General features: G+C 64.1%; 16 protein-coding genes. 5 read left to right on the plus strand and 11 right to left on the minus strand.

Annotated features, from left to right (window positions below):
* Nucleotides 1-76: 76 nt before the first annotated feature.
* From OPU96_RS22255 to OPU96_RS22270, 4 genes are all read right to left on the minus strand, one after another.
* Complete coding sequence (locus OPU96_RS22255; RefSeq protein ID WP_498559725.1) at nucleotides 77-508, minus strand: REP-associated tyrosine transposase; 432 nt, start codon at nucleotides 506-508, stop codon at nucleotides 77-79.
* A 269-nt stretch (nucleotides 509-777) separates the two neighbouring features.
* A complete protein-coding gene (feaR, locus tag OPU96_RS22260) occupies nucleotides 778-1,716 on the minus strand; it encodes a transcriptional regulator FeaR (RefSeq protein ID WP_226455175.1) in 939 nt (312 codons plus the stop codon).
* A 113-nt stretch (nucleotides 1,717-1,829) separates the two neighbouring features.
* Complete coding sequence (locus OPU96_RS22265; RefSeq protein ID WP_226455174.1) at nucleotides 1,830-2,393, minus strand: DUF3156 family protein; 564 nt, start codon at nucleotides 2,391-2,393, stop codon at nucleotides 1,830-1,832.
* Nucleotides 2,359-3,858, minus strand: a complete 1,500-nt coding sequence (locus OPU96_RS22270) for an APC family permease (RefSeq protein WP_498559689.1) — start codon at nucleotides 3,856-3,858, stop codon at nucleotides 2,359-2,361. The genes OPU96_RS22265 and OPU96_RS22270 overlap by 35 nt, the downstream gene beginning before the upstream one ends.
* Before the next feature lie 217 nt (nucleotides 3,859-4,075).
* On the opposite strand from OPU96_RS22270, the gene OPU96_RS22275 reads away from it, so the two are divergent.
* Nucleotides 4,076-5,386 (plus strand): alginate export family protein, encoded by a 1,311-nt coding sequence (locus OPU96_RS22275; RefSeq protein WP_498559690.1) that lies wholly within the window; start codon nucleotides 4,076-4,078, stop codon nucleotides 5,384-5,386.
* A gap of 107 nt (nucleotides 5,387-5,493) precedes the next feature.
* Nucleotides 5,494-6,981 carry an aldehyde dehydrogenase family protein gene (locus OPU96_RS22280; RefSeq protein WP_498559691.1) on the plus strand — a complete coding sequence of 496 codons (1,488 nt, stop codon included), beginning with the start codon at nucleotides 5,494-5,496 and terminating at the stop codon, nucleotides 6,979-6,981.
* A 184-nt stretch (nucleotides 6,982-7,165) separates the two neighbouring features.
* Here OPU96_RS22280 and OPU96_RS22285 read toward each other — a convergent pair whose 3' ends face one another.
* The 5 genes from OPU96_RS22285 to OPU96_RS22305 form a co-directional block, all read right to left on the minus strand.
* The gene (locus OPU96_RS22285) at nucleotides 7,166-8,098 is read right to left on the minus strand and encodes a flavin-nucleotide-binding protein (protein WP_498559692.1); all 933 of its coding nucleotides are present in this window, start codon (nucleotides 8,096-8,098) and stop codon (nucleotides 7,166-7,168) included.
* Between the two features lie 79 nt (nucleotides 8,099-8,177).
* A complete protein-coding gene (locus OPU96_RS22290) occupies nucleotides 8,178-9,062 on the minus strand; it encodes a LysR family transcriptional regulator (RefSeq protein ID WP_498559693.1) in 885 nt (294 codons plus the stop codon).
* A complete protein-coding gene (locus OPU96_RS22295; RefSeq protein ID WP_226455169.1) occupies nucleotides 9,062-9,970 on the minus strand; it encodes a LysR family transcriptional regulator in 909 nt (302 codons plus the stop codon). The genes OPU96_RS22290 and OPU96_RS22295 overlap by 1 nt, the downstream gene beginning before the upstream one ends.
* Nucleotides 9,971-10,022: 52 nt before the next feature.
* A complete protein-coding gene (locus tag OPU96_RS22300) occupies nucleotides 10,023-10,655 on the minus strand; it encodes a glutathione S-transferase family protein (protein WP_192296757.1) in 633 nt (210 codons plus the stop codon).
* 104 nt (nucleotides 10,656-10,759) lie between these two features.
* Nucleotides 10,760-11,632, minus strand: a complete 873-nt coding sequence (locus tag OPU96_RS22305) for a LysR family transcriptional regulator (protein ID WP_305391192.1) — start codon at nucleotides 11,630-11,632, stop codon at nucleotides 10,760-10,762.
* A 142-nt stretch (nucleotides 11,633-11,774) separates the two neighbouring features.
* Between OPU96_RS22305 and OPU96_RS22310 the strand changes: the two genes are divergently transcribed.
* From OPU96_RS22310 to OPU96_RS22320, 3 genes are read left to right on the plus strand one after another with little or no spacing between them, the layout of a single operon-like run.
* Nucleotides 11,775-13,127: a GntP family permease gene (locus OPU96_RS22310; RefSeq protein WP_192296759.1), complete on the plus strand. Its 1,353-nt coding sequence runs from the start codon at nucleotides 11,775-11,777 to the stop codon at nucleotides 13,125-13,127.
* Nucleotides 13,128-13,147: 20 nt separating this feature from the next.
* Nucleotides 13,148-13,921, plus strand: coding sequence for a glucose 1-dehydrogenase (locus OPU96_RS22315; protein ID WP_305391193.1), 774 nt, complete (start codon nucleotides 13,148-13,150; stop codon nucleotides 13,919-13,921).
* Between the two features lie 14 nt (nucleotides 13,922-13,935).
* A complete protein-coding gene (locus tag OPU96_RS22320; protein ID WP_498559694.1) occupies nucleotides 13,936-14,994 on the plus strand; it encodes an L-idonate 5-dehydrogenase in 1,059 nt (352 codons plus the stop codon).
* Between the two features lie 24 nt (nucleotides 14,995-15,018).
* On the opposite strand, the gene OPU96_RS22325 is transcribed toward OPU96_RS22320, so the two are convergent.
* Nucleotides 15,019-15,810 (minus strand): ABC transporter permease, encoded by a 792-nt coding sequence (locus OPU96_RS22325; protein WP_192296764.1) that lies wholly within the window; start codon nucleotides 15,808-15,810, stop codon nucleotides 15,019-15,021.
* Nucleotides 15,807-16,484 carry an ABC transporter ATP-binding protein gene (locus OPU96_RS22330; protein ID WP_226455163.1) on the minus strand — a complete coding sequence of 226 codons (678 nt, stop codon included), beginning with the start codon at nucleotides 16,482-16,484 and terminating at the stop codon, nucleotides 15,807-15,809. The genes OPU96_RS22325 and OPU96_RS22330 overlap by 4 nt, the downstream gene beginning before the upstream one ends.
* Between the last annotated feature and the right edge of the window lie 153 nt (nucleotides 16,485-16,637).

Below are 16,637 nucleotides of genomic sequence, written 5' to 3' on the forward strand. Positions count from 1 at the left end.
ACCTGTAAACCATGTCCCCGGTTAGATATGTAAACGATGTCCCCGGTTTGTACCGGGGCAAGCCCGCTCACTACAATCAGAGCCAGGTGGCGTCCCAGAGTGAATAGTCGCCTAGGTGTTCAACCAAATCAGCCCGCAACGGGTTGGCCACGATATAACGCGCCATAGTGCGAATATCATCCTCCACACGCACAGCCCTATCGTAATAACCGGGTTGCCATACACGCGCTTGGCTTTGTCGACACCTGTTGATCGTCAGCGTACTGCGCGACTTGATACGACGTACCACGTCGCCCAGCGTCTGCTGCTTTAACTCAAACAGCCAATGAAGATGATCAGGCATGATGACCCACGCCAGCGAGTCGACCAGACCAAGCTCGCGCACCTGGCGGAACTCGGCCACCAGTAGGCGACCGAGGAACAGGTCGGTGAACAAGCGCTGGCGGTGGTGAGTGACAATAGTGATGAGGTAGCTGCGTCCGTGCTCCGAGCAGCGGCCGTGACGCAGACGATGGGTTTGAGGTGTTCAGCGCAATCCGTTGCTCCTGGGCAAAGTCCCTAAGAGCATTAACACTAGCCAGCGATTTACAGCCAACCAGCCCCACATAGTGACCAAATAAGTCTGTAGTGAGCGGGCTTGCCCCGCGCTGGGGGGCGCAGCCGCCCCAAACCCAGGCGCCGCGGTCCTCCTGAAACCCCGCAGCGGTCTTGTTGGGGCGGCTGCGCCACCCAGCGCGGGCAAGCCCGCTCACTACGGCGCCTTACAAATGCCCCGGTCTAGCCCGCCGCCTGCATCCGGCTCGAACGGAAATCCTTCGGCGACACTTCAAACTGCTTCTTGAACGAACGACTGAAATGCGCCGAGTCGGTAAAGCCCCATTTGTAGGCGATCGAGGTGATCGACTCGCTGCGCAAGAACGGGTTGGTCAAATCATCCGCGCTGCGTTTGAGCCGTGCGCGCTGGATGTAGCGGCAGACGCTGTCGTCCTGCTCCTCAAACAACCGGTACAAGTGGCGCACCGAGATGTTCAAGCGGTTGGCCAGGCCGATCGGGCTCAGGCCCGGTTGGCTGAGTGACTCGTCAATGACCTTCTGTACATAACTGCGCAGGTTGTTGCCCTGCAACGACGCCACGCCCTCGCGGCCGTCATCGCCCTGCTCCAACGCCGAGCCCAGCAGCGAGACAAAAGCCGATTGCAGCGCCTCGACTTCACCGCCGCCATCCTCTGAGTTGTCCTTGCACAGTTGATCCATCAACACATGCAACATGCGCCCGCAGGCTTTGGTCGAGGAGATCTTGCCGAACGCACGCCCATCGCCACCCAGGTGTTTGCACACATCGGCACGCGACAGGGACAGCGAGGCGTGTTCGATCAGGCCGAAGGGGATGATCTCAATGGAGCCCACCGAGTCCATCAGCAGCATCTCGCCAGGCGCCAGTTGCAGGGTCTGGCCGTTCTGTACGATCTGCGAGTAACCGCTGCGCTGGCTGACCAGGAAACAGTCCTGGTCGTTGTCGTGGTCGGCGTGGTGCGCCGGGCGCTTGATCAGCCCGGCATTGGTGCGCAGCATGGCAAGGCCGCGCGGCAAGTTGCTGATCTCGCCGATGAACAGCGAGCGGTTGAACGCCAGTTCCGTATCGAAATAGCCGCACGCGGCGCGCAGCTCCCGATTCCAAGTGTCCAGCCCGTCGTGCGCACGCTGAGGGATGCTCATGGGGTGTCTCCGCAATGGCTTCTTTTTGTTGTTCTCGGGCAATAGTTAACATGTTAGCTATATGCGCGCAACAACAACCTGTCTGCCCATTACGGTTGCACTAATGATGCCAATCAGCGGCTCGACAACAGCCGTTGCAGGCCCGCCAGGCTGGCGAGCAGATGCTCGCGCTGCACAGCGCTCAACGCGATGTACCGCCGGAACGCCGGCAGGCGATTGACCACCTCACTGCCGCCCATATGCTCCAGGCGCACGCACCATTGCCCGCCTTGCAGGCCGATGCGCAGGCGCTTGAAGTCCAGGGGCATCAGCGCCGCGAACAACGCCGCATCCGCCTCGATGCACGCCTGCAGTTCACGCCCCAGCGTCGGGTCACCGCCACGCTGACGCACGCGCATCCCGCTGCGCCGAATCGCGCCGCCATGGTGCACCTCCAGGCATGCCATGCCCTGTGTCGCAGCAGGCACGCGCAGTACAAATTCGGTCAGCACCAGGTGCATCAACAACTGTGATTCGGTGCGCTCGACAATCTCGAACGCCACGCCATCCACCTCAAGCTGCGCCAGCCCGAGGTTGCGCCGCAAACGCTCAAGGGTCAGCCCCGGGCGATAGCCCGACGGCGCTCGATCAGCGCGAAACAGCTCAAACAGCTTTTGCCGCAAAGTCGCTATAACCATGGCCAGCCTGCTCCGCGTGATAACTGAATTCCTTGGCCAACACCTCTTCTACCGAGGCGGGCTTGAACGGGTTGACCCTCTGCACCACCAGGGTCCAGAACAACGCATACAGCGCCGTACCGCCGAGCATCACGCCGAACGGCACGTAGATGTCGGCCGGGTTCATCCCCGGTGGCGTGATGAACCACATGCCCAGCAGGATGCCCGCGCTCGACACGATCTGCGGCAGCGGGAACCACGGCGAGCGGTACGCCCGTGGCAGATCCGGGCGACGAATGCGCAGGATCACCACCGACAGCGTCACCAGCAGGTAGGCAAAGCTCCAGGCACACACCGCCGCCAGCACCAAGTGCATGATGGTGTCGGTGTTGCCGCCCAGATACAGCGCGTGCAGGCACGGGATCAGCATCGCTGCCAGGATGCACAGCAGCGGCGTCTTGAAGCGCGGGTGCAAATAGGTAAAGACCTTGGGCAGCGCGCCGTCCACCGCCATGCCGTAGAGAATCCGCGGCACGCCCGCCATCAGGGTGTTGATGGTCGCCGCACCGGCAAACAGAAACCCGATGCCCAGCCACAGCGGGCCGACCTGCCCCATCACCTGCTCGGCGAACCTGGGGATGGCCATCGGGGTGTCCAGCAGGTGCACGCCCGAGGCGGCGTCGAGCACTACGTTTTCCACCTGGCGCTTCATCGCCGCGCCATAGATGAACATGCACGACGCCACGCCCATCAGCCCGAGCATCATCGCGCGCGGCATCACCTTGGCCGACTGGCGCAAGTCCGGCGCCAACGGCGTGACAAATTCGCAGCCGACAAACATGAACATCGCCATGCCCACCAGCGACAGCACGGTGATCACGTCGGTGCCCACCAGCGACACACCGAACCAGCCGTCCAACTGCACCGCCGGCGCGGCAATCAGGCCAAGGACGCCGAAGACCATCAGGGTGGTCCACATGCCAAAGGTGAGGATGATTTCCGCACGGCCAAACGCGCTGACACCAAACGCGTTCAGCACGCCGAACACCAGCACGAACCCCACCCCCAGCAGCCACGAGCCACCGGCCGACTCGGCCAGGGTATTGAGGTGTTCGAAGTTCACCAGCGCCATCACCCCGGCGAGGATGGTCTCGGCCGTGCCGGCAAACACATGCACGATCAGGTAGGCGGACAAGGTGCCGGTGATCGCGAAAAAACGCCCCATGCCGCAGTTGATGTAGTCGTACACCGAGCCGGTGGTGGGCAGGATGGCGGCGGCTTCGGCAAAGGTCGTGGCCTGGGCCAGCATCATTATCACGGCGATCAGCATCGCCAGGGCAAACGCGCTGCCGCCGATGCCGAAGCCCATGGTGGCGGTGAGAATCACCGGGCTGGCCATGATCAGGCCGATGGTACTGGCCAGCGCGGTGGGGAAACCTACCGTGCCCCGGTTGAGGTGCGCGGTGAGTCGGTCATTGCTCGACATGGTGGGGTCCTCGAAAGCGGTTTTCTGGAATGTGTCGGCACTCTGCGCCCCACCCGTGTCGAGCGTCTTGCCCCTGTCTGCCGCCGCTTTTGTTGCTGCCTGCCACCGCGGGCGGCGTGGCGGCCAGGGTCAATTGCCTGGCACGCAGAGGAAAGACTTACGCCTGCGCGCTGGCCCTAATGCGCCCTCACTCTTAACCAAGATGGGGACAATAACAATGGTGCACACCCTGAAAAATCGCGGCCTTGGCCTGGCGTTCGCGCTGCTGGCGAGCCATGCGCAGGCGGTCGAGCTGTATGCCGATGCCGACAGCAAAGTCACCGGCAACTTCCTCGCCGTGTACGGCCTGTTCAACAGCCCGAAAAACTATGATGGCCGCAGCGGTGGTTCCACCTGGCGTGAAGCGTTCATCAAGTACGGCCTGAGTGTCGAGCAGAACCTGGGCAGCTTTGGTGGCGCCTACGGCACGGCGAATCTGGTGAGTTCCGGCACCTGGGGCGATGGCGACGCGTCCGGCGTCACCACCGGCCGCGAGCGCACCACCAAGTTTGACGAAGCCTTCGCCGGCTGGCGCTCCGGTGAGCTGTTCCCGGTACTGGGCAAGGACGGCGTGGACCTGTCGTTCGGCCGCCAAGTGCTGATGCTGGGTGACGGTTTCATCCTCAACGACGACGGCCCCAACCTCGGCAAAGGCGTCGGCGATGGCCAGTTCAATCGCGGCGGCGCCTACTACATCGCCGCGCGGCACGCCTTCGACAAGACCGCCGTGCTCCGCCTCGGCGGCAAGGACGGCGTGCACGGCAGCCTGCTGTGGTTCAAGTCCGACAACCCGGCCCAGGCCATGACCGAAATGGCCGCCGGCACTCTGGAGTACAGCGCTGCACCCGGTACCCTGGGGCTCACCTATATGCATGGCATCGATGTGGACGAGCGCTACGCCACCGATGTACAGCGCCAGCGCAAGGGCATGAACCTCTACAGCCTGCGCGGCGCGGGCAATGCGGGCATCGACAACGCGCACCTGGCGTTTGAACTGGCGCGCCAGGACCGTCGCGACAGCCAGCAAAACGCCGGTTACGCCGAAGCGGGCTATACCTTCGCCGACCTGCCGTGGTCACCCGACCTGACCTACCGCTACGCACGCTATTCGAAGAACTGGGACGCGATGTTCAGCGGTTTCAATCGCGGCCTGGGCACCTGGGTCCAGGGCGAAGTGGCGGGCAACTATTCCGGGCCGTTCAACACCAATACGACGGTGCAGCACGTGGGGCTCAAGCTCAAGCCGCGGGAAAACCTCACCCTCGGTGCGCTGTTTTTCGACTACAGCACCGTCAGCACCCGTGGCCAGTTGAACCTGGATGGCCGCGAGCTGGACCTGTACGCCGAATGGGCGGTGAACGAGCACCTGGTCATCACGCCGTTGCTGGGCCTGTATAAGCCCAACAAGGATGCCGAGACCGGCGGCAACCAGGTCGGTGGCAACGGCACCAACGTCTACAGCCAGTTGGTGGTCGCCGTGCCGTTCTGAACGGCGCAGGCAGGCACAGGCAGGAAACCTGGCAGGCACAGTCAAGCCACCAAGGGGGGCCGTTGGTTAACCTCGGCCTTTCCTTTGTGAACTGCCAGGAACCTGCCATGAGCGATACTCCGCTGCTGTCTCAAGTCGAAGCATTTTTGCGTCGCGACCACGGGCTGTTCATCGACGGCGCCAGCGTGCGCAGCCATTCCAGCCAGACCCTGGCCGTGGTCAACCCGGCCAACGGCGAGGTCATTGCCCACGTGGCCGATGCCGACCTCAGCGACATCGACGCCGCCGTGGCTTCGGCCAATCGCGGCTTCGCGCAATGGTCCCAGGCCGCCCCGGCAACACGCGGCCAGGTACTGCTCAAGCTCGCCGACCTGCTGGAGCGCAACCGCGAAGAACTGGCGCAGATCGAGACCTGCCAGTCAGGCAAGATCATCCAGATCGCCCGTGCGTTCGAGGTCGACCAGGCCGCGCACTTCCTGCGCTATTACGCGGGTTGGGCCACCAAGATCAGCGGCCAGACCATCACCCCGTCACTGCCCTCGTTCAACGGCGAGCGCTACACCGCCTTCACCCTGCGCGAGCCGGTGGGCGTGGTGGTGGGCATCGTGCCGTGGAATTTCTCGACCATGATCGCCATCTGGAAACTCGCCTCGGCGCTGGTCACCGGTTGCAGCATCATCATCAAGCCCAGCGAATTCACCCCGCTGACCATCCTGCGCATCGCCGAGCTGGCGATTGACGCCGGGCTGCCGGCTGGCGTGCTCAACGTGCTGACCGGCGGCGGCCACGTCGGCAAGGGCCTGGTGGAACACCCAGACACCCACAAAGTTTCCTTCACCGGCTCGGTGCCCACCGGCATCGCCGTGGGCCGCAGTGCCATGGGTGCCGGCCTGACCCGTGCCACCCTGGAACTGGGCGGCAAGAATGCCGCCGGGTTCCTGCGCGATGTGGACGTGGACAAGGCCGTGGACGGCATCTTCGAAGCCGGTTTCCTGCACGCCGGGCAAATCTGCGCAGCGGCCGAGCGTTTCTACGTGCATCGCTCGCAGCTCGATGCCGTATTGGAAAAACTCAAGCAGCGTCTCAGCCGCCTGACCATCGGCTCGCCCCTGGACGAACGCACCGAATTCGGCCCGGTCACGCACCATCAACACCAACTCAAACTACTCGGCTACATCGCCCAGGCCCGCGCCGAACACAACACCATCATCCATGGCGGCACCCTGCTCGACCGTCCCGGCTGCTACATCGAACCTACCGTGATCCTCGCCAACCATGCCCACGACACCCTGCTCAACGAAGAAACCTTCGGCCCCATCGCGACCTTTTTGCCTTATGACGACGAAGACGAACTGCTCGCACTGATGAACAGAGGCCCCTACGGCCTCAGCGCCAGCCTGTGGACCAACGACCTGGGCAAGGCCCTGCGCATGGTCCCGGCGATCAACGCAGGGACGTTGTGGGTGAACATGCACACCCTGCTCGACCCGGCGGTGCCGTTTGGCGGCAACCGGTCCTCGGGGGTTGGGCGGGAGTTTGGCGCAGCATTCATTGAGGATTACACCGAGCTCAAATCGGTGATGATCCGCTACTGACCCCCATCTTTGGTAGTGAGCGGGCTTGCCACGCGCTGGGGGGCGAAGCCGCCCCAAACGGTACGCCGCGATCTATCTGGGAAGACCGAGGTGCCTGGATTTGGGGCGGCTTCGCCACCCAGCGCGGGCAAGCCCGCTCACTACATGGCATTGGGGTGGGGGCTGGGTTGTGGCGACGTCCAGGCTACCAACGCCCCGTTCCCAGACTGAACGGCGAAAACTCTGCAAACTGCCAGCGCAACGCCAACGCCGCCGGGCGCTTGACCACATGTTCCACGGTCAGCGTCCACAAGCGTTGCGCGCCCTCGAACTCTGCCACCTGCGGCCCGTCGAGAATCAGCGCGGTGCGCCCGGCCACCTGCAGCACGTCCCCGGATTCAAAGTCGATAAACAACAACCCCGCCACCGGGTTCAGCTGCAAGTTGCCCAGCGTGTTGAAGAACAGGTTGCCGGCAAAGTCGGGGATGGTCAGCACGTCTCCCTCGACCCGCACGAAGCCGGTGTTGCCGCCACGGTGAGAGACGTCCACCGAGCGTTCGCCATCGGTGTCCACGTAGCTGGCGACGAAGAAGGTGTCGGCGTTGCGGATCAGCGTTTGTGCGCGCTCATCCAGGCTGTCGGAGCGCTCGCTCTGTACGCCGGGTTTGCGCGCAACCCCATCGACCGGGCGCACCTGGATGTACTTGGGACAGTTACCGAACGAGTGCGCCACCGCCACCGAGAAACCCTCGTGATCAAGGCTGCCAATCCGTCCGTTCATGCGGTTGCGGCGCCGGGTGTTGAGATCGATCCCCAGCACCCCCACCGCCGCCCCTGGATAAAACCCCGCGCGGGCCGGGTCGTTCAGGGGCGGCAGGCTGTCGACCTGCAAGGTCTGCGGGTCCGGCGAGTGGGCGAACCCCGGCGCGCCTTCCACCATCGTCGCCCACGGGATGCCCTGCGCATCCACCACGCCCAGCAGCAGGTAGGGCAACAACGGATAAAAATCTCGGTGTTGCTCCGGCAAGTGGTCACGGATCACCTTGGGCCCGACCACCGCCATGCGGTCGGCCACGCCAACGGCGGCTTGCATCTGCCGTTCACCGGCATGCCAGGGGGAATGTTCGATCGGGTTCATGGCGAGCACCTCAGGTTGTATGTGCCGATGCTGCGCCCCTCTCGCCTGCGAGGGAATCACCACCCCAGGCAATCCACTATTACGCCAGCTGAAATGCCGGATGCTCGCGCAATGCCGCAACACAGTGATCGACAAAACTGCGCACGCGCATCGATGCGTTGCGGCCTTCGCGGTACACCACGTGCACTGGCAACGGTGCCTGCTCATACGCCTGCAACACCCGGCGCAATTGGCCGTTATGCAGGTGCTCGTGCAACGGATAGCTCAGGCAGCGCACCAGGCCTGCACCCTGCAGCGCCGCATTGATCGCGCCTTGCACGGTGGCGCAACTCAAGCGTGCGCGAGTCTTGAGCGGGTAGCCGGGAAACCCCCAATCCACCTGCTCGGCATTGGCGATCAGCCGATGCTGCTTGAGGTCTCGCGGATGCCGGGGTTCGCCGTGGGCGTTGAGGTAGTCGGGGCTGGCACAGAGGATCTGCCGCACCTGCCCCAGCGGCCGGGCGATCAGTGACGAGCTGGGCAGTTCACCAACAAGGATCGCCACGTCCAGCCCCTCTTCGTGCAGGTTGGGGTAATAGTCGTGGTAGCGGGCATTGAGGCGCACCTCGGGATAGCGCTGCAGATAGTCGGCCAACACCGGCGCCATCACATACCGGCTGAACAGCAACGGCAGGAACACCCGCAGATTGCCCTGGGCCTGCACATGCAAGCCCTTGGCCGATGCCTCGGCGGCGTCCACGGCGGCGAGCAGGCGCAAGCAGTCAGCCAGGTAGGCGCGGCCGGCGTCGGTGAGGCTCACTCCCTGGGTGCTGCGCTCAAGCAATGCCACGCGCAGGCGCGCTTCCAAACGTGCAACCGCGCGTACCAGGGTCGGGCCCGAGACCTGAGCCCTGCGCGCCGCCGACGCCAGGCTCGGCTGCCCGGCCAGCGCAGCGAACAGCTGCATGTCGCGATAGCGCTCCATCAATTGCGCCGGTTCAGGGCGGCGTCCTGGCCCAGGCGCTCGCCAAGAAAATCCACAAAGCTGAGGACCTTGGCCGGCACCCGGGCGCTCTTCTGGAACACCACCTGGATCGGCAGCGGCGCCGGTTCAAAGGCTTGCAGCACGATCTCCAGTTCCCCCGCTTCCACCAGCGCCGCGACTTGATACGACAACACCCGCGTCACGCCCCAGCCGAGCCGCGCCAGGTTGATCGCGGCGTTATTGGCCGAAACCACCAGGCGCGGCTCGATGGGCACGCTGAGCGGCTGGCCGGCGTCGACAAACGTCCACTCACTGACCAATTGGCTGGACGACGACGTGGCGATCTGAGCGTCACGCAACTGCGCCGGATGCGACGGCCGCCCATGCCTGTCCAGGTACCCCGGCGCCGCACACACCACGCGCCGCACTTCACCGACCTGGATCGCCTGCTGCCCCGGTTCGTGCAGATGACCGATGCGCACGGCCACGTCGACACCTTCGTCGGTCATGTTGACCACGCGGTCGACCAGCAGCGCGTTGATCGTGACCAAGGGAAAACGGTCCAGATACGCCCCCAGCACCGGCGCCACATAAAGTTCGCCAAACAGCACCGGCGCGGTCACCGTGAGGTGGCCACAGGGGATCGAATAACTGCCCGCCGCAGCCTCTTCGGCTTCATCCAGTTCGGCCAGGATGCGCCGACAGTCTTCCAGATAACGCTGGCCCGCCTCGGTCAGGTGAAGGCTGCGTGTGGTACGCGCCAGCAATTGCGTGCCAATGCGCGCCTCCATGGCGGCGATGGCCCGCGTCACGCTCGGTGGCGAGGTGTTCAAGCGGCGTGCGGCGGCGGCGAAGCCCTGCTCCTCGGCCACCGCGAGGAACACCTGCATTTCGTGGAATCGATCCATTGTTGATCCTTCTGTAGCTTACACACTTGCTGCCTCGCCAAAGGTGTCGACTTCAAGCCTGTTGTAGGCCGGCCGCCGTGCGCGGCATGCCGACAAAACCTGGCAACGCCTCGATGCTGGCCAGCCAGGCGCGCACCTGAGGGTAGTCGGCCAGCGACACATTGCCTTCCGGCGCATGGGCGATATAGGTGTAGAAGGCAATATCGGCGATGCTCGGCTGGTCGCTGGCGAGGAAGCGGCTTTGGCTCAGTTGCTGCTCCACCAGCTGCAGCAAGGCATGGGCGCGGCTGATAGCGTCAACCGTATCGATCTGGGCGCCAAACACCACCGCCAAACGCGCAGAAGCCGGACCGACATGCAGTTGACCGGCAGCCGCCGACAACCAACGCTGCACACGGGCCTGGCCCACCGGATCGCTGGGCAGCCATTGGCCTTTGCCATATCGACTGGCGAGGTACACCAGGATCGCATTGGAGTCGGCCAGTACCGTGCCGTTGTCATCGATGGCCGGTACCTGGCCAAAACTGTTGATCGTGGCGAGGAAGTCCGGCGCCTTGTGTGCGCCGTGCTTGAGGTCCACCAGGATGAATTCGGTGGGCAAGCCCAGCAGGGACAGCATCAGCTCGACTCGATGGGAGTGGCCGGACAACGGGAAACCATACAGTTTGATCGCAGGCTGGGACATGAAAGGCTCCAAAAAGGGGTAATCGACGCCACACATGTTCCACCGCGCCCCGGATCGTTGGAATCACCAGGATTCACAATCCAGCATTTCACCCGGCGAAACAATCATTCGCCAAACAATTCCACAATCAGGTTGAACAAGGTGGTCTTGACCGCGCTGTCCAACTCGGTCCAGGCCAGGCCGGTGGTGGCCTGGAACGTCCCCAACTGCAACTGGCGCGCCACGCAATTGGCCGGCAGCGCCCGCGCCGCCTGCTGCGGCAACACCCCCACGCCCAGCCCGGCGGAGACCAGTGCGAGCATGGTGGTGAACTCCCCCAGCTCGGAGGCGATCTGCAAGGGCATGCCCACGGCCTGGATAAACTCGTCGTAGAAGCCCGGCGCATAACGTCGCGCCAGGATGTACACCGGCACCTGGAGCAGGTCGCCGGGGTGGATCGACGCTTGTGCCGCCAAGGGATGATCCACCGGCAAGGCCACGCAGAAATGCTCGTGCAGCACCGCTCGGGTCTGCACCCCGGGGTGGGCGGCGGGCAGGCGCATCAGGCCGAAATCCAGCAGGCCCTGCTTCAGCGCCGCAGCCTGATCGGGGCCGGGCATGTCCTTGAGTTCCAGTTCGATGCGCGGGTAGCGCTGATGCACCGCGCGGATCAACTGGGGCAACAGGTGCGGCAGCACCGACGACACAAAACCCAGGCGCACCCGGCCGATTTCACCGCGATTGGACGCCCGCGCCGCATCCGCCGCCCGCGCCGCCTGGTGCAGGGTGGCCTGGGCTTCCGGCAGAAACGCGCGGCCGGCGTCGGTCAAGGTCACCGAGTGGCGATTGCGGTCCAGCAAGCGCACGCCCAGGCCACTTTCCAGCACTTTGATCTGCATGCTCAGCGCGGGCTGCACGATCGCCAACTGCGCCGCCGCACGGCCGAAATGCAGCTCCTGGGCAAGCACCACAAAGGCGCGCAAGTGCTTCAGCTCCATAAATTTTCCATGGTTATCACGAATATTGATCAGCCCATCACAAATGAAAATTGGACGCTGCCGCGCCCCTGCGTTGAAGTAACACCCGGTCATACACGATATGACAGGGCTTGGCCTATAACAATGAGAACAAGGAGGCACCATGCTCGGCATGGCTAACGACACTTATCTGCTACTCGATGCACTGGTCACGATTATCGGATTGATATTGTTGATCACCCACCTCAAGGTCCACCCCTTTGTTGCCCTGACCGTGGCCGCAGGCTTCTTGGGCCTCACCTCCGGCATGCCCGTGGACAAGGTGATGAAAGCCTTCCAGGACGGTTTTGGCGGCGTACTGGGGTTTGTCGGCATCATCCTTGGCCTGGGCACCATGCTCGGCAAGTTGATGGCCGATTCCGGCGGCGCCGACCAGATCGCTCGCACCCTGATCCGTGCCTTCGGCAAGCGGCGGGTGCACTGGGCGATGATGTTTTCGGCGTTCCTGGTGGGCATTCCACTGTTTTTTGAAATCGGCTTTGTGCTGCTGATCCCACTGGTGTTCATCGTGGCGCGGCGCACCGGGCTGTCGCTGATCAAGGTCGGCATGCCGCTGCTGGCCGGGTTGTCGGTGGTGCACGGGCTGGTGCCGCCCCATCCAGGCCCGTTGTTGGCCATCGGCATCTTCGGCGCAGACATCGGCAAGACGATTTTCTACGGGCTGATCGTCGGCCTGCCCACCGCGGTGATCGCCGGGCCGCTGTTTGGCAACCTGATCTCGCGCTATGTGCCCGGCACGCCGTCGCCGGAATTGATGGAACAGTTGGCCAAGGAATCCTCCGGTGAAAACCTGCCGGGCTTTGGTATCACCGTCACCACCATCCTGTTGCCTGTGGTGCTGATGCTGCTCAAAACCTTCGCCGACGTGGCCTTTGCCGCCGACAGCAGCTTGCGGGTGTGGATGGACTTTATCGGCCACCCCATCACCGCCCTGCTCGCGGCCTTGCTGCTGGCGTTCTACACCTTTGGCGCGGCGCGGGGTTTCTCGCGCGAACACCTGAGCAAACTGCTGGATGCCAGCCTCGCGCCCACTGCTGCGATTGTGCTGATCGTCGGCGCCGGTGGTGGTTTCAAACAGATGCTGGTAGCCAGCGGCGTAGGTGATGTGATCGGGCACATGGCGGTGCGTGCCGAGATTTCGCCGATTCTGCTGGCGTGGCTGGTGGCGGCGGTGATTCGCGTTGCGACCGGCTCTGCCACTGTCGCCACCATCACCGGCGCGGGCATCGTCGCCCCGGTGATCGGCTTGCTGCCTGGCGTCAACCGCGAGTTGCTGGTGCTCGCCACCGGCGCCGGTTCGCTGGTGCTGTCCCATGTCAACGACGCCGGTTTCTGGCTGGTGAAGCAGTACTTCAACATGACCGTCGTCGAAACCTTCAAGACCTGGACGCTGATGGAGACCGTGCTCTCCTTCGCCGCCCTGGGGTTCATCATGCTGCTGTCGTTGGTGGTGTGAAGCGTTAGGAGAGTGATCCCATGCAAAACGTTCTAGACAACTTCCGCCTCGATGGCCGCCTCGCGCTGGTCACCGGCTCCAGCGCCGGTATCGGCCTGGCGATTGCCCGTGGCCTGGCCCAGGCGGGTGCGCGGGTGGTGCTCAACGGGCGCAACCGCGGCACCCTGTGCGATGCGGCGGCCATGCTCACCTTGGAAGGCCTGGAGGTGCACACCCAGGCGTTTGATGTGACTGACAGCGCGGCGATCCAGGCCGCCGTGACCGATATTGAAGCGCGTCTCGGCCCGCTGGACATCCTGGTCAACAACGCCGGCATGCAACGGCGCGGGCCGCTGGAAGACTACAGCGAACAGCACTGGCGCGAACTGCTCAGCACCAACCTCGACAGTGCGTTTCTGGTCGGCCAGGCGGTGGCGCGGGTGATGATTGCGCGCAAGCAGGGGCGCATCATCAATATCTGCTCGGTGCAGAGTGAGCTGGGCCGCCCCGGGATCGCGCCGTATGCGGCGAGCAAGGGCGCACTGAAGATGCTGACCAAGGGCATGGCCATCGATTGGGGCCCCCATGGGCTGACGGTCAACGGCATCGGCCCCGGCTATTTCAAGACCGAGTTGAACGCCAACCTGGTGGCCAACCCCGAGTTCAGCGACTGGCTGGTGCAACGCACGCCGAGCCGACGCTGGGGTGACGTGGCCGAACTGGCCGGAGCGGCGGTGTTCCTGGCCAGCGATGCGGCCAGTTTCGTCAACGGTCATATCCTGTATGTCGACGGTGGCATCACCGCGCAGCTGTAATTTTGGAGAATCTCATGCACGCCATTGTCTGCCACGCTTCGAAAGACCTGCGGGTCGAGCCCCAGGACGAACCCCAGGCCCTCGCCCCCGACCAGTTGCGCGTGCGCATCGCCCGGGGCGGTATCTGCGGCTCGGACCTGCATTACTACCAGCACGGCGGCTTCGGCACCGTGCGCCTGCGCGAGCCGATGGTGCTCGGGCATGAAGTCTCGGCGGTGATCGATGCCGTGGGCAGCGACGCCGGCACGTTCAAGGTTGGCCAGCGGATCGCGGTATCACCCTCGCGCCCGTGCGGCGCTTGCCGCTATTGTCACCAGGGCCTGCCCAACCATTGCCTGGGCATGCGCTTCTACGGCAGCGCGATGCCCTTCCCGCATATCCAGGGCGCGTTTCGCCAGAGCCTGGTGATCGAGACCCATCAGGCCCACCTGCTCGCCGACGGCGTCAGCCTGGCCGAAGGCGCCTTGGCCGAGCCATTGTCCGTGGGGTTGCACGCGATCCAGCGCGCCGGTGCCGTGTTCGGCAAACGCGTGCTGGTGACCGGCTGCGGGCCCATCGGCAACTTGCTGATCGCCAGCCTGCGCGCCGCCGGTGCCGCTGAAATCGTCGCGGTGGACTTGTCCACCAGCGCCCTCGCCTGCGCCGAAAAAATGGGCGCCACGCGCACCCACAACATCGCCGACGGTGCCGATGCGCTCAAACGCTACACCGCGCAAAAGGGCTATTTCGACGTGATGTTCGAAGTCTCCGGCAGCGCCCAGGCCCTGCGCAACGGCCTGGAATGCATCGCGCCACGGGGTGTGCTGGTCACCGTCGGCCTGGGCGGCGACGTCACCCTGCCACTCAACCTGCTGGTCAGCCGCGAAATCGACCTGCGCGGCACCTTCCGCTTCCATCCTGAGTTCGCCCAGGCCGTGGACCTGCTCAACCGCCGGATCATCGACGTCACCCCGGTGATCTCCCACACCGTGCCATTTGGCCAGGCGGTGCAAGCGTTTGAGCTGGCGGCGGACAAGAGTCAGGCGATGAAAGTGGTGTTGGATTTTGGGGTGTCGGATGCTCGGCAATCCTGATCCGCTGTGGGAGCGGCCTTGCCCTCACCGCTCTTCGAGCCGCTCCCGCAAAAACCGATGCCCCACCGAAAACAACCGTCGATACGTCAACAGCACCGCCCCCACCGTGCCCAGCGCCGATGATGCGGCAATCAGGAACATGATCACGATCTGATACCGCACCGCATCCGCCGGGCTTTCTCCTGCCAGGACCTGGCCGGTCATCATGCCGGGCAGGCTGACGATGCCGACGACGGTCATCTGGTTCAGCGTCGGGATCATGCCCGCGCGCACGGCTTGGCGGATGGCGTCCTGGGCGGCTTCCCAGCGTGAGCCGCCGAGGGCCAGGATCATTTCGATGGTGTTGCGCCCCGAGGTCAGTTCCTGGGTCATGCGCTCGATGCCCAAGGACACGCCGGTCAGGGTGTTGCCAAGGATCATCCCGAGGATCGGGATCGCGTACTGCGGTTCGTACCACGGGTGGATACGGATCACCGCGAACAGCCCCACCGCCGTGACCAGCCACGAGCTGCCCCACACCGACAATATGCTGTCGACCCGCTGCCCCTTGTACGTGCGCCGCCCGCGCCCGGCGGCAGAGATGCCGGCGATCAAGGTCATGGCGCACATCAACGGCAGCACCACGTACCAGTAGGCGAACTCGAACACCCAGCCCAACAGATAACCGATGGCCAGCAGTTGCACCACGGTGCGCACTGCCGCCCATAGCAGTTGGCGGCCCAGGCCCAGGCGCAGCAGCAGCGACAGCGCGCCGTTGATCAGGATCAGCGAGGCCGCGATGCCCAGGTCGAGGGCCGTGAGGTTCTGGTAGTTCATGGCTGGGTGGCTCCGCTCAGAACGCCCGCGTTCATGTGCAGGTGGATGTTGCTCATGCGCTGCGCCTGCTCGAGATCATGGGAAACCCAGATGCAGGCACGGGACTTGTCGGCGCAGAACCAGGCGTCAATCAGCGCTTCCACTTCGCGGGACGAGGTGGGATCGAGGGCGGCGGTAGGCTCATCCAGCAGCAGCACCTCGGGATTGAGTTGCAGGGTGCGGATCAGCGAGACGACCTGGGATTCGCCACCCGATAGGTCAGCGGCGTTCTTCGACAGAAAATCCGCTGCCTTGCCAGCGTGGCCCAACAGGGTGGTAACCGCGCCCAGGTCGAAGCTGCGATTGCGCGAGGTCTTGAGGCTGAACGGGAAGCGCAGGTTGTCTTCCACCGTGCCTTCGAGCAACGCCGGGCGCTGGGACAGGTAGCTGACATGGCAACGGTAATGGGGAATCTCGGCGTTGCTGATCGGTTGGCCGTTCCACAGGATTTGCCCGGAACTGGGCGCGTCCAGCAGGGCCAAGGCGCGCAGGAAGACACTTTTGCCAGAGCCGGAGGAACCGGTGATGGAGACACGATCGGCTGCGTTCAAGATAAAATCGGTGGGCTGGAGCAACGGCACCTGGCGGCGCTCGTCCATGCGCGTGAGGGCGCGGGTTTCGATCAGTGCGCTCATGGACGCGGGGTTCCTTTCGATTCGGTTAAGCGCAATGGTGCCCCACGGGCTATACGGGGTCAAAATGTGGGAGCGGGCTTGCCCGCGAAAGCGCTGGCTCAGCCACTGAGCCTGTATCTGACACGCCGCACTCGCGAGCAAGCCCGCTCCCAC

Source organism: Pseudomonas sp. RP-B7, from assembly GCF_059803535.1.

Excerpts from the sequence above, each read along its gene's own strand:
- OPU96_RS22325 (WP_192296764.1), bottom strand. The coding sequence starts at position 15,810 with ATGAACTACCAGAACCTCACGGCCCTCGACCTGGGCATCGCGGCCTCG.
- OPU96_RS22330 (WP_226455163.1), bottom strand. The coding sequence starts at position 16,484 with ATGAGCGCACTGATCGAAACCCGCGCCCTCACGCGCATGGACGAGCGC.
- OPU96_RS22315 (WP_305391193.1), top strand. The coding sequence starts at position 13,148 with ATGCAAAACGTTCTAGACAACTTCCGCCTCGATGGCCGCCTCGCGCTG.
- OPU96_RS22310 (WP_192296759.1), top strand. The coding sequence starts at position 11,775 with ATGCTCGGCATGGCTAACGACACTTATCTGCTACTCGATGCACTGGTC.
- OPU96_RS22265 (WP_226455174.1), bottom strand. The coding sequence starts at position 2,393 with ATGGTTATAGCGACTTTGCGGCAAAAGCTGTTTGAGCTGTTTCGCGCT.
- OPU96_RS22285 (WP_498559692.1), bottom strand. The coding sequence starts at position 8,098 with ATGAACCCGATCGAACATTCCCCCTGGCATGCCGGTGAACGGCAGATG.
- OPU96_RS22270 (WP_498559689.1), bottom strand. The coding sequence starts at position 3,858 with ATGTCGAGCAATGACCGACTCACCGCGCACCTCAACCGGGGCACGGTA.
- OPU96_RS22305 (WP_305391192.1), bottom strand. The coding sequence starts at position 11,632 with ATGGAGCTGAAGCACTTGCGCGCCTTTGTGGTGCTTGCCCAGGAGCTG.
- OPU96_RS22275 (WP_498559690.1), top strand. The coding sequence starts at position 4,076 with ATGGTGCACACCCTGAAAAATCGCGGCCTTGGCCTGGCGTTCGCGCTG.
- OPU96_RS22300 (WP_192296757.1), bottom strand. The coding sequence starts at position 10,655 with ATGTCCCAGCCTGCGATCAAACTGTATGGTTTCCCGTTGTCCGGCCAC.
- OPU96_RS22295 (WP_226455169.1), bottom strand. The coding sequence starts at position 9,970 with ATGGATCGATTCCACGAAATGCAGGTGTTCCTCGCGGTGGCCGAGGAG.
- OPU96_RS22320 (WP_498559694.1), top strand. The coding sequence starts at position 13,936 with ATGCACGCCATTGTCTGCCACGCTTCGAAAGACCTGCGGGTCGAGCCC.
- OPU96_RS22280 (WP_498559691.1), top strand. The coding sequence starts at position 5,494 with ATGAGCGATACTCCGCTGCTGTCTCAAGTCGAAGCATTTTTGCGTCGC.
- OPU96_RS22290 (WP_498559693.1), bottom strand. The coding sequence starts at position 9,062 with ATGGAGCGCTATCGCGACATGCAGCTGTTCGCTGCGCTGGCCGGGCAG.
- feaR (WP_226455175.1), bottom strand. The coding sequence starts at position 1,716 with ATGAGCATCCCTCAGCGTGCGCACGACGGGCTGGACACTTGGAATCGG.